This window comes from Microbacterium sp. B35-04 (assembly GCF_010634885.1).
Taxonomy (GTDB): Bacteria; Actinomycetota; Actinomycetes; order Actinomycetales; family Microbacteriaceae; genus Microbacterium.
Genome location: NZ_MWLP01000063.1, coordinates 1 through 15,851, shown reverse-complemented (window position 1 = coordinate 15,851; position 15,851 = coordinate 1). Strand labels below are relative to the sequence as shown.

The window sequence follows — 15,851 nt, the reverse complement described above, 5'->3', positions numbered from 1 at the left end:
GGGCCCGCCGATGGCGATCACCGGCAGGTCGAGCGCCACCAGCCGCTCGGTCTCGTCCTCGCCGAGCTCCAGCGAGATGGCGATGACGCCGTCCACGCGCTGACGCCGGAGGAATGTGTCGAAGATGTCGCGACGCTCCGCCCGATCGGCGGTGAGGCTGTACAGCGTGATGTCGTAGCCGCGGCGCATGAGGGCCGACGCGATGCCGCTCAGCACCGTCGAGAAGAACCAGCGGTCGAGGAACGGCACGAGCACGCCGATGTTGCGCATGCGCCCCGACGCGAGGCTCGAGGCGGATGCCGACACCACGTAGCCGAGGCTCTTCGCGGCCGCCTCCACCTTCGCCTTGGCGCCGGCCGAGACGTGGCCCCGCCCGCTCAGCGCGCGCGAGACGGTCGCCGTCGAGACGCCCGCCTGGCGGGCGACCTCGTCGATGCTGACCACGCCGTCACCTCTCTCCGCCCGGGTTGACTTGCCCCATGTGTACAACACGCGCGGCGTGTCGCGTGCATATAAGGCAAGTCAACGAGCGTGTTCGTGCCCGGAGGCCGCCGTGCCCGGAGGCTCCGGCTCAGTCGTTCGTCAGCCAGACCGTCGTGTCGGCCGGCAGTTCGCCGCCCACGATCGGACCGCTCGACGCGATCACGATACCGCTCGGCAGCGCGATCGGCGTGGAACCGGTGTTGGCGATCACGGTGACATTCCCGTTGCGGAATGCGACGGCATCCGTTCCGTAGCCGTCGATCCACTCGAGCGAGCCGGCGCCGAGTGCCCGGGCGCGTCGTTCGGCGAGGAGCGTCCGGTACAGCTCGAGCGTCGATCCCTCGACCCCGGACTGGGCGCTGCGGGCCAGCGTGGCCCACTCGGCCGGCTGCGGCAGCCACGAGGCACCGGTGGGGCTGAAGCCGTAGGCGGGGGCATCCGCGGTCCACGGGATCGGCACGCGGCAGCCGTCGCGACCGTACCGCTCGCCGTTCGTGCGGAACCACGTGGGGTCCTGACGGGCGGAGCCGGGGATGTCGATGACCTCGGGCAGGCCGAGCTCCTCGCCCTGGTACAGGTACGCCGAGCCGGGCAGCGCGAGCATGAGCGTCGTCGCGGCGCGGGCGCGGGCGAGGCCGACCTCGGGGATCGGCTGGCCGGGGGACTCGGGGCCGATGCCGTGACCCTGCGGGTTCTCGGCGGTCAGCGCGAGGCGCGACGCGTGGCGCACGACGTCGTGGTTCGACAGCACCCACGTGCTCGGTGCGCCGACGCCCGGGAAAGCCCGCAGCGACACGTCGATGACCTTGCGCAGATGAGCGGCGTTCCACTCGGTGGAGAGGTAGGGGAAGTTGAAGGCCTGGTGCATCTCGTCGGAGCGCACCCACTGCGCCGTGCGCTCGGCGGTCGGCAGCCACGCCTCGGCGGCCAGGGCGCGGTCGCCCTGGTACTCCTCGAGGATCTTCCGCCAGTCGCGGTAGACCTCGTGCACGGCATCCTGGCCCCAGTAGGGCACGTTCTCCTCTTCGCCGCCCATCGATCCGGCCTCGGGGTCGGGGATGTAGTCGGGGAGGCCCTCGGCCTTGATCAGGCCGTGGGCGACGTCGACGCGGAAGCCGTCGACACCGCGGTCGAGCCAGAAGCGCAGGATGCGGCGGAACTCCTCGCGCACCTCCTCGTTCGACCAGTCGAAGTCGGGCTGCGACGAGTCGAAGAGGTGCAGATACCACTGGCCGGGCCGGCCGTCGGGCTCGACGACGCGCGTCCACGCCGGACCGCCGAAGACCGACTCCCAGTTGTTCGGCGGGAGCTCGCCGTGTGCGCCCTGTCCGTCGCGGAACATGTAGCGCCCACGCTCTGCGCTGCCGGGAGCGGCGACGAGCGCCTGCTGGAACCACTCGTGCTGGTCGGACGAGTGGTTCGGCACCAGATCGACGATGACACGGATGCCGCGGTCATGGGCCCCGGCGAGCATCGCGTCGAAGTCGGCCAGCGTGCCGAACAGCGGGTCGACGTCGCAGTAGTCGCTGACGTCGTAGCCGGCGTCCTTCTGCGGCGACCGCTGGAACGGGCTCAGCCAGATCGCGTCGACGCCGAGGCTCTTCAGGTCGTCGAGGCGCGAGGTGATGCCCGGCAGGTCGCCGATGCCGTCGCCCGACGCGTCGGCGAAGGAGCGGGGGTAGATCTGGTAGATGACGGCGGTGCGCCACCATTCGCCGCCGATGGGGGCGAGGAACGCGTCCGTGCGCTCAGCGGTCTCTGCGGAAGTCATCGGGCCAGTCTACTGCAAGCGCTTACAGTGTGACGCGGCGCCGGCGCCGGATCCTCAGTTGAGGAACAGTGCCGAGATGAGGGCCGAAACGCTGTGGATCGCCCCTCATTCCGGCGCAGTTCCTCAACTGAGGAACGGCGAGGCTTCTCAATTGAGGAACGGCGCGGGCGCTTGGTTGAGCAAGGACGCAAGTCCTCGGCTGAGGAACGGCGCGGGCGCCGGACGCGCCGCGGTGGTGGCGGAAGCGCGGAGGCGGCGGAGATGGAGCCCGGGCGTAGGGTGGGCGAGTGCCGTCCGAAGCCCTCACACGCGCCGAATCCCTCATCCGCACGATCCCCGACTACCCCGAGCCGGGCGTGCTGTTCCGCGACATCACGCCGCTCCTGGCGGATGCTCGCGCCCTGCGCACGGTCATCCACGCGATGATCGTCCCGTTCGAGGGATCGTTCGACGTGGTCGCCGGGGTCGAGGCGCGCGGGTTCCTGCTCGCCGGCGCCGTGGCGATGGAGGCCGGTGTGGGCCTGGTGCCGATCCGCAAGGCCGGCAAGCTGCCGCTGCCCGCGGCATCCGTCACCTACGTGCTCGAGTACGGCACCGCCACGATCGAGGCGCACGACGACATCGCCGAGGGCAGCCGCGTGCTGCTGGTCGACGACGTGCTCGCCACCGGGGGCACCCTGGTCGCCGCCCATCAGCTGGTCGGCGAGCTCGGCGGCGTCGTCGTCGGCACGGCGGTGCTGATGGAGCTGACCGCGCTCGGCGGTCGCGAGGTCGTCGGCGACGTGCACACGGTCTTCACCGGCTGACCTCGTCATCGAGCCGACGGTCTGCGCCGGGTGCGGGGCGTTTCGTCTCGCTCGTTCCTCGCTCGCTCAACGACCGGAACACCGGGTCCTGCGCCGGGTGCGGGGCGTTTCGTCTCGCTCGTTCCTCGCTCGCTCAACGACCGGAACACCGCCCCCCGATCGCTGAGCGAGGGAGCGCCAGCGACCGAGACGAAACGCAACGAGCCGACGAGCCTCGACGGCTCAGACGAAGACCGGCAGATCCAGCCACGCGCCGGGCGCAGCATCCACGCCATCCCGGACGACGGTGCCCTCGACGAGGCCGTACGGGCGGTCGGCGGCGTAGAAGACCTCGTTCGGGTTCTCGAGCCCGAACGGCGTCAGGTCGTAGGCGAAGTGGTGCTTGTTCGGCATCGCGAAGCGCACCTCGGCGATCTCGGGCCGTGCCTCCATCGCGGCCTTGCCCATCTCGAACAGGGTCTGCTGCAGCGCGAGCGAGTGTACGGACGCGAAGGTCGACAGCAGCACGCCCAGCACCTCGGCGTACAGGCCGTTGTAGTCGATGCCGGCGGCGACGGCGTCGGGCAGGAAGCGCCACCGCCCCGTGACCGAGGTCGCCATGATGCGGTCGGTCGCCTCGGGCAGGGTCGTGTACCGGTCGCGCGGGAACCCCGAGAACTCCGACCCGGTCGACTTCAGCACGGTGAGGTCCTTCACGCCGCCCGTGACGTGCGTCGCGCCGTCGATCTTCTGCACGGTCGCGAGCCGGGTGCCCTGGCCCCTGCGCACGAACGAGTGGTCGTGCGGCACGCCGTCGACGAGGATGCGCTCCCACTCGTACTGCTCGGCCTGCCAGAGGCCGCCCTCGATCCAGTCGAACGCCGACACGAAGTGGTCGCCGAGCTTCAGCAGGTACTCCTCGGGAGAGGGGATGCCGTGCTCCTTCGCGAAGGCGAACGCGGTGTTCTTCTGCGTGTCGGTGGCGACGATCATCGCGTTATCGCCCTCGAGGAACGAGCCGGCGAGGGCCGCTCCCCGCAGCTGTGACGTGACGCTGAGGTCGACGATCTCGTGACGCGGCGTGTCGCGGTAGATCCGCACGAGGCGGTTCTCCGCCTTGCCGTACTTGTTGGCGCCGAGGCTCACCGAGACCATGACTAGCTCCCTCTGTAGGTCGAGTACGCGAACGGGCTGAGCAGCAGCGGCACGTGGTAGTGCCGGTCGGTGTCTTCGACGGTGAAGGTCACGGTGACGAGCGGATAGAACGACGGGATGCCGCGGTCGGCGAACCACGCCCCGGTGCCGAAGGTGAGCGCGTACATGCCGGGCTCGAGCCGCTCGGGGCCGAGGGCCGCACGTCCGTCGGCATCGGTGAATCCCTGGGCGACGCCGGTGGTGCCGCCGCCGGGCAGGTGCCGCGCGAGGGACACGACGACGTTCTCGGCGGGGGTCCCGCTCGCCGCGTCGAGGACATGGGTGGTCAGGTGGCTGCTCATGCGTTCATCCTTGCGCCACGGCCGCCCGCAGGCGCAGCACCGCGATCTCTGCGAGTTGGCCCGCGGCTTCGCGAGCCTCCGTCTCGTCGTCGTTCGCGAGCCGGCGCTCGAGCTCCGCGAGCATCTCCTCGGGGGAGCGGCCCGCGGCGCGGATCAGGAACACGCGACCGAACCGCGCCTCGTACGCCCCGTTCCCGGCGGCGATCCGGGCGGCGACGTCGTCGGCGGCATCCGTCATCGAGGCCTGTTCGCGACGGGATGCCGCGGCCTCCGCATCCTCGCCGGTCACGCGGGCGCCGATCCGGGGGTGATGTGCGAGCGCGGCATCGAGATCCGCGCGCGTCCAGTCGCGGGCGGCGGATGCTGCGGCAGCCGCCAGATCGTCGACGTCCCGGTACGGCCGGCCGCCGACGACGGCGTCCACCCAGGACGGGATCGCCGCCCACACCGTGGCTTCGGCCCGGGCCGAGTCGGCGTCGAGCGCGTTGAAGTCGTCGATGTTCATCGCGGCCCTCCCGCCAGCGACGCCCCTGCCGTGCGGGCGGCCCACTCACACATGGCCGGCCACCGCGTGGACGAGGTCGGAGATCTCGCGCTTGTACTCGTTGAAGTCCGGGCTCGTGATGTCGCGCTCCCCGGGCAGGTCGATGGTGACGACGCGGCTGATGTGCCCGGGCACTCCGTGCGAGGCGCCGCCGGTCATCACGACGACGCGGTCGGCGAGGAAGACGGCCTCCTCGATCGAGTGGGTGACGAAGACCACGGTCGTCCTCGTCTCGATGTGGATGCGCTTGAGCTCGGCCTGCAGGTCCGACCGGGTGAGCGCGTCGAGTGCACCGAACGGCTCGTCCATCAGCAGCACGGTGGGTTCGTTCGCGAGCACGCGGGCGATCGCGACGCGCTGCTGCATGCCGCCGGAGAGCTGGCCCGGGTACTTGTCGGCGAAGCGGGTGAGGCCGACGGTGCGGATGAAGCGCTCGGTGAGCTCCCTTACCCGTGCGCGGGGGACGCGGCGCCGGCGGGGACCGTAGGCGACGTTCTCGTGGACGGTGAGCCACGGGAACAGCCCATAGTCCTGGAACACGACACCTCGTTCAGGCCCCGGGGCGGTGATCGGTGCGCCGCCGACGGTCACGGTGCCGCCGGTGGCGGGCTCGAAGCCGGCGAGGATGCGCAGCACGGTGCTCTTGCCGCACCCGGAGGCGCCGACGATCGCGACGAACTCGCCGGAGGCGATGTGCAGGTCGACGTCGGCGACCGCCTGCACCCCCGCGCCCTCCGGGCCGTAGCGCTTGGAGAGCCCGGTGATGTCGACGTGGGCGTTGGTGGTGATGTCGCTCATGGCGGGTCCTGTCACTTGATCAGCGGGCGGCCGCGGGTGAACAGCTGGAAGGCGCCCATCAGGATGCGGTCGGAGAGGAAGCCGGCGACACCGACCACCATCATGCCGACGACGACCATGTCGGTGCGCACCACGTCGCGGGCGAGGATGATGTTGGCCCCGAGGCCGACACTCACCCCGACCCCCTCGCCGAGCACGAGCACTACCCAGGCGATCCCGAGACCCACGCGCATGCCGTTGACGACGGCCGGTGCGGAGGCGGGGACGACGACCTGGGCCAGCACCTCCCAGCGCCGGGCGCCCAGCATCCGTCCGGCTTCGATGAGACGCGGCGGGACCTCTTTCGAGCCGCTGATCGCGCCCAGGACGATGGGGAAGAACGCCGACAGCGAGATGAGGAAGATCGTGGCCTGGTCGCCCCAGCCGATCAGGAGGCCGACGAGGGGCACCCAGGCGGTCGCGGGAATGGGGCGGAAGAGGTTGATGAACGGATCGAAGAGCGCGTCCATCGTGTAGTAGCGGCCCATCAGGATGCCCAGGGGCACGGCGATCGCCGACGCGATGGTGAAGCCGACGAGCACGCGCAGCGAGGACGTGCCCAGGTTGATCCACAGGTCGCCCGAGAACGCATCGTCATGGATGCCGCCGAAGGCGTAGTCCCAGAGCGATGCGACGACGTCGGCGGGAGAGGGCAGGTACCCCATGCGGATGCCGACGATGGGGATCTCCCATGCCTGCTCGCGGCCGACCTGCCAGACGATGAGGAACAGGATCGGCACGATGCCGCCGAGCAGCACGCGATTCAGCGCAGAACCGCGGGCGAGGGGGCGGGGCCGGCGGCGCAGGGGCGCGGGCGAAGGATCGGGAGCGAAGTCGGTCACGGTGGCCTGGGTCACGATGACCTCCTTTCGAACGGATGCCGGATGCGGCGGTGGCGCTGCGGTGCGAGTGGTGAAGCGGTGAAGCCCAGGCGGTGGCGGCGCGGGGGGCTCGCCGCCACCGCCTTCCGTCACGGGGCGAACGTCGTGTCGACGATGTCCTCGCCCGTGGGTGCGTCCGTGATGAGGCCGATCTCGGCCATCGCGGACGCGAGCGCCTCGAGCTGGCCGACATACTCGTCGGACAGGTCGGAACGCAGCCAGAAGTTCTCCAGCGCGGAGGCGAAGACGTCCTCGTCGCCGCCGAACTCCTCGACCATGCCCGGCAGCCACTCCTCGATGTTGTCGGCCATGTACTCCGTCGTGGCGGCGTGGGTGTCGACGACCTTCTGCACGAGCTCGGGGTTCTCCTCGATCAGCGCGCCGGTCGTGATGAGGCCGATGTTGACCTTGCCGATGGGGGTCGAGTACGGGTCGACGACCTCGCTGCCGCCGTTCGCCTTCGCGATGGACACGCCGATCTCGACGCCCATGAACGCCGCGATGTCGCCGGCGGCGAAGGCCGATGCCATCTCAGGGACCGGGATGACGGTGAGCGCGAAGTCCTCGGGGGTGAGGCCCGCGTCCTCGATCAGCAGGCGCAGGGCGACCTCCTGCGCCGAGCCCTGGACGATGCCGATCTTCTCGCCGACGAGCTCGTCGAGCGACGACTCGCCGTTGCCGATGAAGCCTGAGCCGCCGTCCGCGGCGCTGGCGACGACCTTGAGGTCGCGGTCCTGCGAGATCGAGGCGATCGTCGGCGTGACGCCCGAGATGGCGAAGTCGATCGATCCCGACACGAGGGCGTCCGACAGCGCCGGCGTGGTGTCGAGCGTGACGACCTCGAACTCGACGCCATCGACCGCGTGGTCGTTGTAGAGGAACGGCTGGTAGAAGTGCGGCTGGCCGCGCAGCGTGCCGATCTTGACCGTGATGGTCTCCTCGGTCGACGAGTCGCCGGACGATCCGTCGTCGGCGGACGAGGTGCCGCTGCAGCCGGCGAGGGCGAGCACGGCAGCGGTCGCGAGGGCGGCGCCGGCGGCGAGGCGGCGGGCGAGGGTGCGATGGGAGAGGGGGCGCATGGGTGACACTCCTGGATCGGGCTCCGGCGACGGAGGGCGGGGATGCTGTGTGGGACTGGCCTCATTCAAGGACGCCCGTTCGCGCGGGGCGTGAAGGCCGTGTAACGAGTGTGTTAAGTGATCGCTTAACGATGTCGATCGCCGCGCGACCGCCGGCTCCGCCGTCCCGGCGAGGGCCGCCGGCGTCATACGATGTGGCGCACAGCCCGGCCGGCAACCGGAGTCAGGAGACGTCGATGGGTGAGGTGCCCACGCAGATTGGACCGCGACTGCGCACGCTCCGCGTCGCCACCGGGCGGTCGCTGTCGTCCGTCGCGCACGAGCTGGGGATCTCGTCGAGTGCGCTCTCGCAGATCGAGACCGGGGTCATGCAGCCGTCTGTCAACCGGCTGATCGAGCTCGTGGGCGTGCTCGGGGTGCCGGTGTCGGCGATCTTCGACGACCCCGGCCCGTTCGCCCCGCGACCGCACGATCACGCCGACGTGACGGAGCAGCTCCCGGGGGTGCTCGTCGCGCGCGCCGGCGGGATGTCCCCCGCGGAGCTGGCCGAGGGAGTCACCTATCGCCGGCTCTCGCCGGCGTCGCTGCCCGGAGTCGACTGGTTCGAGTCGACGTATCCGCCCGGTTCGTCGTCGAGCATCGACGGCACGATGCTCGTGCACGCGGGGTACGAGAGCGGATGGGTCGCGCGGGGCGAGCTGACCTTCGAGTTCGCAGATGGGAAGGTGCGGCTGGGTCCCGGAGAGTCGCTCTCGTTCCCGGCGTCGCGCCCGCACCGCGTGATCAACGACACGGCCGAGCCCGCCGTCGCGATCTGGCTCACGCTCACCGGAGCCGGCACCGGCGCAGCCGCCGCGACCGCCGGCGCCGAGGCGTAGTCACGAGGGCGTTACACAGGAGAAACCCGCGCGGCAATATTAAGCAATAGCTTTACGGGATGCGGCATCGCCGCGTCGCGGCATCCGTTCATCGAAACCCTCTGGAGATCGCCATGACCTCTCCCGCAACCTCGCACCCGCCGGGGATCGAGACGAGATGACGCGCGGGCGTTCCGTCATCCGTGCCCAGCGCACCTGGATCGCAGGCTCCTTCCGGCCCGCCGCGATCGTTGTCGAACGGGGTGTCGTCGCAGCCATCGTCGATGTGCGGGCGCACGTGGCCGGCGCACGGACGGTGCTGGTACCCGACGACGCGGTGCTCCTCCCCGGGCTCGTCGACTCGCACGTGCACGTGAACGAACCGGGCCGCACCGAGTGGGAGGGGTTCCGGTCGGCGACGCTCGCGGCCGCAGCGGGCGGCGTCACGACCATCGTCGACATGCCGCTGAACTCGCTGCCGCCCACCACGACACCGGAGGCGCTGGAGGTCAAGCGCGCGGCGGCGGCGCCGTCGGCCTTCATCGACGTCGGCTTCTGGGGCGGCGCCGTGCCCGAGAACCTCGGCGCCCTCGCGCCGCTGCACGAGGCGGGCGTGTTCGGGTTCAAGTGCTTCCTCTCGCCGTCGGGCGTCGACGAGTTCGGCCACCTCGACCGTGCGCAGCTGCTCGCCGCGATGACCGAGATCGCGGCCATCGGCTCGCGGCTGATCGTGCACGCCGAGGACCCGGCGCTGCTGCACGACCATGGCCCGCTCGGCCGCGAGTACGGCGCGTTCCTGGCGTCGCGGCCCGCCGAGAGCGAGGCATCCGCCATCGATGCGGTGATCGACGCGGCCCGCCGCACCGGCGCCCGGGCGCACATCCTGCATCTGAGCGACGCGCACTCGCTGCCCGCGATCCGGGCGGCGAGAGCCGAGGGGGTCGCGCTCACGGTCGAGACGTGCCCGCACTACCTGACGATCGCCGCCGAGGAGATCCCCGAGGGTGCGAGCGAGTTCAAGTGCTGCCCGCCGATCCGCGAGGCCGCGAACCGCGACCTGCTCTGGGAGGGTGTCGTCGACGGGACGATCGATGCCATCGTGAGCGACCACTCGCCCTCGACCGTCGACTTGAAGCGCTCCGGTGACGGCGACTTCGGCCTCGCGTGGGGCGGGATCTCCGGGCTCCAGCTCGGTCTTTCGGCGGTGTGGACCGAGGCTCGGGGCCGCGGCATCCCGCTGGAGACGATCCTGCCGCTCTACACGACCGGCCCCGCCCGCGTCGCGGGCCTGGACGGCGTCGGCGTCATCGAGGTCGGTGCGCCCGCGCACCTGACGGTCTTCGGCGTCGACGACCCGTTCGCGATCGAGGCCGCACGGCTGCTGCACAAGAACCCGATCACCGCATACGACCGGCGGGCGCTCACCGGTCGTATCCGCCGCACCTGGCTGCACGGCGAGTCGGTGTTCGACGTCACGTCGGGCGGCCCCGGCGAGGCGCCGCTGTTCCGCGGTGCGCCGCGCGGCCGGCTGCTACGGGCGACTGCCGACAGCGACGGCGCCGCCGGCCTGCCGGCCGACGCGCCGGGAGCGAACGGGCAGACGCCGACGCCCCTGACGGCGCTGACGGTGCTGCAGCGCGGCGCCGGGCCGATCCCGGGCGATCACTACCTTCCCGCCTCGCCCGACACCGTGCTGTGGGGCCGGCTGCCGTGCGCGACGGATGCCGCGGCGCTGACCATCGCGCCGGGTGACACCGTGACGTTCGACACCGTGAGCCACGAGGGGATCCTCGAAGACCAGGGCAAGGACCCGCGGGCGTTCTTCGCGGGGCACGGCGTGGCGGAGGTATCCGTCCTCGACGATGCGATCGAGATCGCCGCGACCCTGTCGCGCGACCCTGCCGCGGACGGACCGCACGTCGTCACGGGACCGGTCTTCGTCGAGGGCGCCCAGCCCGGCGACCTGCTGAAGATCACGGTGGAGCGGCTCGTCCCCCGCGTGCCGTACGGCGTGATCTCGAACCGTCACGGCAAGGGCGCACTCGTGGGTGAGCTGCCCCGAGGTGCGGCGAACGTGAGCGTCTTCACCCCGGTGGAGGAGCGCGCGTCGGGGCTGGTGGGCCTCCTGCCGGTCACTGAGGGCGGGCAGCGTGTCGTCGAGTTCCCGCTCGCGCCGTTCCTCGGCACGATGGGCGTCGCGGTGGCGGCTGCGGAGCGACCGCACTCGGTTCCGCCGGGCGCGCACGGCGGCAACATCGACATCAACCTGCTCACCGAGGGCGCGGTGCTGTACCTCCCGGTGCAGGTGCCGGGGGCGCTCGCCTACGTCGGCGATCCGCACTTCGCGCAGGGCGACGGCGAAGTGGCGCTCACGGCGCTGGAGGCATCGCTGCGCGCGACGCTGCGCTTCGAGGTGGTGCCGCGCGCCGCCGCACTCGCGGAGTTCGGCGAGGTGACCGGTCCGCTCGCCCGCGCGCGCGGCTATCTCGTGCCCACGGGGCTCGACCCCGACCTGAACATCGCGATGCGCAACTGCGTGCGCGCGGCGCTCTCGCTGCTGCAGGCGCGCTACGGCATGGAGGAGCACCTCGCCTACGCGTACCTCTCGGCGGCGACGGACTTCGACATCTCGCAGGTCGTCGACATCGTGTGCGGGGTGCATGCGCGCATCCGCGAGGCGGACTTCGCGGCGGTGGATCGGGCACGCGGTGGCGCACCGAGAACAGGTGATGTCGCCGGCGCAGGTGTAAAGGCCCCGAATCGTCCTACCCCGGTGAGATCACCTGATCCGGCGACCCGCGAGAACGGAGCGACCGATGACTGAACCCGTCTTCCCGGGCGCCGTCCCGGGTGCCGAGGCGGTGCCAGAGGACCTGCTCGCCGCGTTCGAGCGGTACGAGGCCGCGATCATCGCCGACGACGTCGCGGTGCTCGACGAGACGTTCGCGCCCGGCCCCGGCACCCTCCGCGGCGACACCGCGGGCCTTCTCGTGGGGCACGACGCGATCTCGGCCTTCCGCGGCACGCGGGGCGGCGTCGCGCCGCGGTCGATCGAACGCATCGAGCATCGTGAGGTGGGGACGGATGCCGCGCTCTTGGTGTCGGTGTCGCACTACGCCGGCGGCGGCCGGGGCCTGCAGACGCAGCTCTGGCAGCGCATCGACGGGGCATGGCGCATCACCGCGGCCCACGTCTCGCCGCGCCCGCAGCCGCTGGACCGCACGGTCTGGCGCACGGTCGGCGATCCGCTCTGGCAGGGCGCCTGGGAAGGCGCGCTGGCGGGGTTCACGGTGGCGGTCAAGGATCTCTTCGCGATCAAGGGCTATCGCATCGGCGCCGGCAATCCGGCGTTCCTGGACTCCGCGCGGCCCGAGACCACCACCGCCCCCGCGGTGAGCGATCTGCTGCGCGGCGGGGCATCCGTGCGCGGCATCGCGCGCACCGACGAGTTCGCATACTCGATCGCGGGCGACAACGTCCACTACGGCACGCCCCCGAACGGCGCGCTGCCCGGTGCGCTCCCCGGCGGCTCGTCGAGCGGGCCGGCGACCGCCGTGGCCACAGGCCAGGCCGACATCGGGCTGGCGACCGACACCGCCGGGTCGGTGCGGGTCCCCGCCTCGTACCAGGGGCTGTGGGGCCTTCGCACCACGCACGGGCTCGTGCCGCGCCAAGGCCTCCTTCCGCTCGCGCAGTCGTTCGACACCGTGGGCTGGCTCACGCGCGACGGCGACACGCTGCAGCGCGTCGTGGACTGGTGCCTCAGCTACGACGGACCGTCGTCGGCCGCCAGCGAGGGCGCCCAGCCCGACCGGGAGCCGGGCGGGGAGTCCGGCCGCGGACGCTGGGGTGAGTCGGGCACCGACCTGCCCTGGCGATTCGTCGTGCCCGACGAGGCGCTCGCCGCGGCCGAGCCGGCCACGCGCGACGCCGTCGAGTCGCTGCTCGCGCTGCTCGCGGCTGCACCTGACGCTCCGGCCGTGTCACGCGCGCCGATCGGCGACCTCGACGCCTACCTCGTGCCCTTCCGCACCGTGCAGGCCGCCGAGGCCTGGCGCAACAACGGCCAGTGGGTGCGCGAGCACCCGGACGCCGTCGGCCCCGCCGTCGCCGAGCGCCTCGCCGCGGCTGCCGCCGTCACCGCCGAGGACGAGGCATCCGCTCGCGCCCTTCTCGCGCCGCTGCGGGAACGCGTGCGAGATCTGGTGCAGTCGCAGGTGCTGCTGCTGCCGACCGTGCCTGGTGCGGCGCCGGCACGCGGTCAGAGCGGTGAGGGCATCGACGCGGTGCGGCTCACGACCCTCCGCATGACGACGCCGGCCGCCGTCGCGGGACTGCCCGCGCTGTCGGTGCCGCTCCTCACCGTGCCCTCCGTCCTCGGCCCGGCGCCGGTCGGGCTCTGCCTCATCTCGCGCGAGGGCACCGACATCGCCCTCGTGCGCCTCGCGCGACGCCTCGCCGCGACCGTCTCAGCTTCTGGAGTCACTCCATGACCGACCTTCCCGGCCCGATCGACCCGCCCGCGCGCCTGCTGATGGGCCCCGGGCCGATCTCGGCGTATCCGAGCGTGCTGCATGCGATGTCGGCGCCCCTCGTCGGGCAGTACGACCCGTTCATGACCGCCACGATGACCGAGACGCAGGAGCTCTACCGCGGTGTCTGGGCGACGGGCAACGAGGCGACGCTGCTGATCGACGGCACCTCGCGCGCCGGCATCGAGGCCGCGATCGTGTCGCTCGTGCGCCCGGGCGACCGCGTGCTCGTGCCGGTGTTCGGCCGCTTCGGTCATCTGCTGGCTGAGATCGCCGAGCGCGCCATGGCCGAGGTGCACACCATCGAGACCGAGTGGGGGCAGGTCTTCCCCGTGTCGGTCATCGAAGAGGCGATCGTTCGGGTGAAGCCCACGCTCCTCGCGCTCGTGCAGGGCGACACGTCGACCACGATGAACCAGCCGCTCGACGAGGTCGGCGCGATCTGCGCGCGCCACGGCGTGCTGTTCTACACCGATGCGACGGCATCGTTGGGCGGCAACCCGTTCGAGGCCGACGCCTGGGGGCTGGATGCCGCCACCGCCGGTCTGCAGAAGTGCCTCGGCGGTCCGTCGGGGTCGTCGCCCCTCACCCTCTCGGCCCGTGGCGTCGAGGTGGTGCGGTCTCGCACGCGGATCGAGGCGGGCATCCGCGAGGCCGACGACCTCTCGGCGACCGACTTCGTGCGCTCGAACTACTTCGATCTCGGCATGATCCTCGACTATTGGGGCCCGCGCCGCCTCAACCACCACACTGAAGCGACGTCGATGCTGTACGCCGCCCGCGAGTGCGCGCGCGTGCTGCTGATCGAGGGGCGGGATGCCGTCATCGAACGTCACCGCGTCGCCGGCGCGGCGATGCTGGCAGGCGTTCAGACGCTGGGCCTCGCGGTGTTCGGCGACCTCGCCCACAAGATGAACAACGTGGTCGCCGTCGAGATCCCGGCCGGGGTGCCGGGGGACGAGGCCCGCAGGGCGATGCTCGAGGACTTCGGCATCGAGATCGGCACGTCGTTCGGGCCCCTCCACGGCCGGGTCTGGCGCATCGGCACGATGGGCTACAACGCCCGCGAGGACGCCGTGCTGACGACGCTCGTCGCCCTCGAGGCGGTGCTGCGGCGGTTCGGCGCGTCGGTGCCGGCCGGTGGCGGGACGGATGCCGCGGCCGACGTCTTCCGGAGCTCGTGACGATGGCCCTGCTCGCGGTCGACCGCGACCGCATCTCCGCGGCCGCGCGTCGGGTGATGGCGCGGTGCGACGAGCTCGCGCGCGTGTCGGCGACGAGCGGCGGAATCGAGCGCGTGTACCTGTCGCCCGAGCACGCGCGCGTGAACCGGCTCGCCGCGGAGTGGATGCGCGAGGTCGGCATGGCGACGCGTCAGGACGCCGCGGGCAATCAGCTCGGGCGGATCGCGCCGGCGTCGGGCGAGGTCGACGCGCCCGCGCTGCTGCTGGGCTCGCACCTCGACACCGTGCCCGACGCGGGACGCTTCGACGGGATCGTCGGGGTGCTGATGGCCCTCGAGGTCGCGCGCCTGCTGCGGGCGCCCGGCGACGGGCCGGCGCGCGCCGACCTGCCGTTCGCGCTCGAGGTGATCGCGTTCTCGGACGAGGAGGGCACCCGCTTCGGCAAGGCTCTCCTCGGCTCGTCGGCCGTCGCGGGGACGTGGAACGACGAGTGGTGGACGCTGACGGATGCCGACGGCACGAGCCTGCGTGAAGCGTTCCTCGAGTTCGGTCTCGACCCCGGCCGCGTGGGCGAGGCGGCACGTCGCCCCGCCGAGCTCGTGGGATACCTCGAGGCCCACATCGAGCAGGGCCCCCAGCTCGACCGGCGCGGCGAGCCACTCGCGGTGGTGTCGTCGATCGCGTCGGCGCGGCGCTTCCAGCTCATCGTCGAGGGCGAGGCGCGCCACGCGGGCGGAACGCCGTACGACATGCGCCGCGACGCGCTGCTCGGCGCGTCGGAGGCGGCGCTCGCCGTCGAGCGCATCTGCCGCGGGGAGCATCACATCATCGGCACGGTCGGTCAGCTCGAGGCGTTCCCGGGGGCGGTCAACGTGGTGCCCGGCGAGGCGCGGCTCTCCGTCGACCTCCGCGGCGAGTTCGACGGCGAGCGCGATCGCGTGTGGCTCTCGATCGAACGCGAGCTCGACGCGATCATGGGCCACCGCGGCCTGCGCTGGCGGGCTCAGGAGGTGCACAGCGCCCCAGCCGTGTTCTGCGCGCCGCTGCTGCAGGACGTCGTGCGCGAAGGCATCCTGTCGACCCTGCCCGGCGAAGCCGGCGACCCTGCCGTCCTCTTCAGCCCCGCCGGCCACGACGGCATGGCCATCGGCGCGATCACCGACGTCGGCATGCTGTTCCTCCGCAACCCCGACGGCATCAGCCACCACCCCGACGAGGCGGTGTCGTCCGGCGACGTCGCGCACGGCATCCAGGCGCTCGCCGAGGCCGTGCTGCAGCTCGCCGCCGACCGCTGAACCAGGCGCGGCTCCGCACGCCTCCGCGAAACCGGGGATTCTCGTCGAACCCGAGGACGTCGCCCTGTGGTTCGGCGGAAATCCCCTGGTTCGCGTTCGCGTTCGCG

General features: G+C 71.8%; 14 protein-coding genes and 1 pseudogene. 7 read left to right on the top strand and 8 right to left on the bottom strand.

The window, feature by feature from the left end:
- Positions 1–444 (bottom strand): LacI family DNA-binding transcriptional regulator (locus B1729_RS14345; RefSeq protein ID WP_163633409.1); only part of this gene is annotated, 444 nt, incomplete at its 3' end.
- Between the two features lie 127 nt (positions 445–571).
- Positions 572–2,254, bottom strand: coding sequence for an alpha-amylase family glycosyl hydrolase (locus B1729_RS14340; protein ID WP_163617875.1), 1,683 nt, complete (start codon positions 2,252–2,254; stop codon positions 572–574).
- A gap of 287 nt (positions 2,255–2,541) precedes the next feature.
- Here B1729_RS14340 and B1729_RS14335 point away from each other — a divergent pair, with 287 nt between their 5' ends.
- Positions 2,542–3,060 (top strand): adenine phosphoribosyltransferase, encoded by a 519-nt coding sequence (locus B1729_RS14335; RefSeq protein WP_163633407.1) that lies wholly within the window; start codon positions 2,542–2,544, stop codon positions 3,058–3,060.
- A gap of 222 nt (positions 3,061–3,282) precedes the next feature.
- Here the strand turns inward: B1729_RS14335 and pucL are convergent, their stop codons facing one another.
- From pucL to B1729_RS14305, 6 genes are all read right to left on the bottom strand, one after another.
- Positions 3,283–4,194: a factor-independent urate hydroxylase gene (gene pucL / locus B1729_RS14330; RefSeq protein ID WP_163633405.1), complete on the bottom strand. Its 912-nt coding sequence runs from the start codon at positions 4,192–4,194 to the stop codon at positions 3,283–3,285.
- A 2-nt stretch (positions 4,195–4,196) separates the two neighbouring features.
- On the bottom strand, positions 4,197–4,535 hold the full coding sequence (gene uraH, locus B1729_RS14325) for a hydroxyisourate hydrolase (protein ID WP_163633403.1): 339 nt from the start codon (positions 4,533–4,535) through the stop codon (positions 4,197–4,199).
- 4 nt (positions 4,536–4,539) lie between these two features.
- Positions 4,540–5,040: a 2-oxo-4-hydroxy-4-carboxy-5-ureidoimidazoline decarboxylase gene (uraD, locus tag B1729_RS14320; RefSeq protein WP_163620897.1), complete on the bottom strand. Its 501-nt coding sequence runs from the start codon at positions 5,038–5,040 to the stop codon at positions 4,540–4,542.
- Between the two features lie 45 nt (positions 5,041–5,085).
- Positions 5,086–5,877: an ABC transporter ATP-binding protein gene (locus B1729_RS14315; protein WP_163633401.1), complete on the bottom strand. Its 792-nt coding sequence runs from the start codon at positions 5,875–5,877 to the stop codon at positions 5,086–5,088.
- A gap of 11 nt (positions 5,878–5,888) precedes the next feature.
- Positions 5,889–6,773: an ABC transporter permease gene (locus B1729_RS14310; protein WP_204318932.1), complete on the bottom strand. Its 885-nt coding sequence runs from the start codon at positions 6,771–6,773 to the stop codon at positions 5,889–5,891.
- Positions 6,774–6,886: 113 nt separating this feature from the next.
- Positions 6,887–7,876 (bottom strand): ABC transporter substrate-binding protein, encoded by a 990-nt coding sequence (locus B1729_RS14305; protein ID WP_163633399.1) that lies wholly within the window; start codon positions 7,874–7,876, stop codon positions 6,887–6,889.
- Positions 7,877–8,112: 236 nt separating this feature from the next.
- Here B1729_RS14305 and B1729_RS14300 point away from each other — a divergent pair, with 236 nt between their 5' ends.
- The 6 genes and pseudogenes from B1729_RS14300 to B1729_RS14275 all read left to right on the top strand — a co-directional run bounded on the left by B1729_RS14300 (position 8,113) and on the right by B1729_RS14275 (position 15,744).
- Entirely contained in the window at positions 8,113–8,754 is a 642-nt protein-coding gene (locus B1729_RS14300) for a cupin domain-containing protein (RefSeq protein WP_163633397.1), read from the top strand.
- Positions 8,755–8,911: 157 nt separating this feature from the next.
- Positions 8,912–10,201: pseudogene (allB, locus tag B1729_RS14295) on the top strand (allantoinase AllB); the annotation flags it as partial.
- Positions 10,202–10,345: 144 nt separating this feature from the next.
- Complete coding sequence (locus B1729_RS14290) at positions 10,346–11,557, top strand: acetamidase/formamidase family protein (RefSeq protein WP_163633411.1); 1,212 nt, start codon at positions 10,346–10,348, stop codon at positions 11,555–11,557.
- The gene (locus B1729_RS14285; RefSeq protein WP_163633395.1) at positions 11,550–13,226 is read left to right on the top strand and encodes an AtzH-like domain-containing protein; all 1,677 of its coding nucleotides are present in this window, start codon (positions 11,550–11,552) and stop codon (positions 13,224–13,226) included. Before B1729_RS14290 ends, B1729_RS14285 begins: the two co-directional genes overlap by 8 nt.
- Complete coding sequence (locus B1729_RS14280; RefSeq protein ID WP_163633393.1) at positions 13,223–14,449, top strand: alanine--glyoxylate aminotransferase family protein; 1,227 nt, start codon at positions 13,223–13,225, stop codon at positions 14,447–14,449. Before B1729_RS14285 ends, B1729_RS14280 begins: the two co-directional genes overlap by 4 nt.
- Before the next feature lie 2 nt (positions 14,450–14,451).
- A complete protein-coding gene (locus tag B1729_RS14275) occupies positions 14,452–15,744 on the top strand; it encodes an allantoate amidohydrolase (protein ID WP_163633390.1) in 1,293 nt (430 codons plus the stop codon).
- The last annotated feature ends 107 nt before the right edge of the window (positions 15,745–15,851 follow it).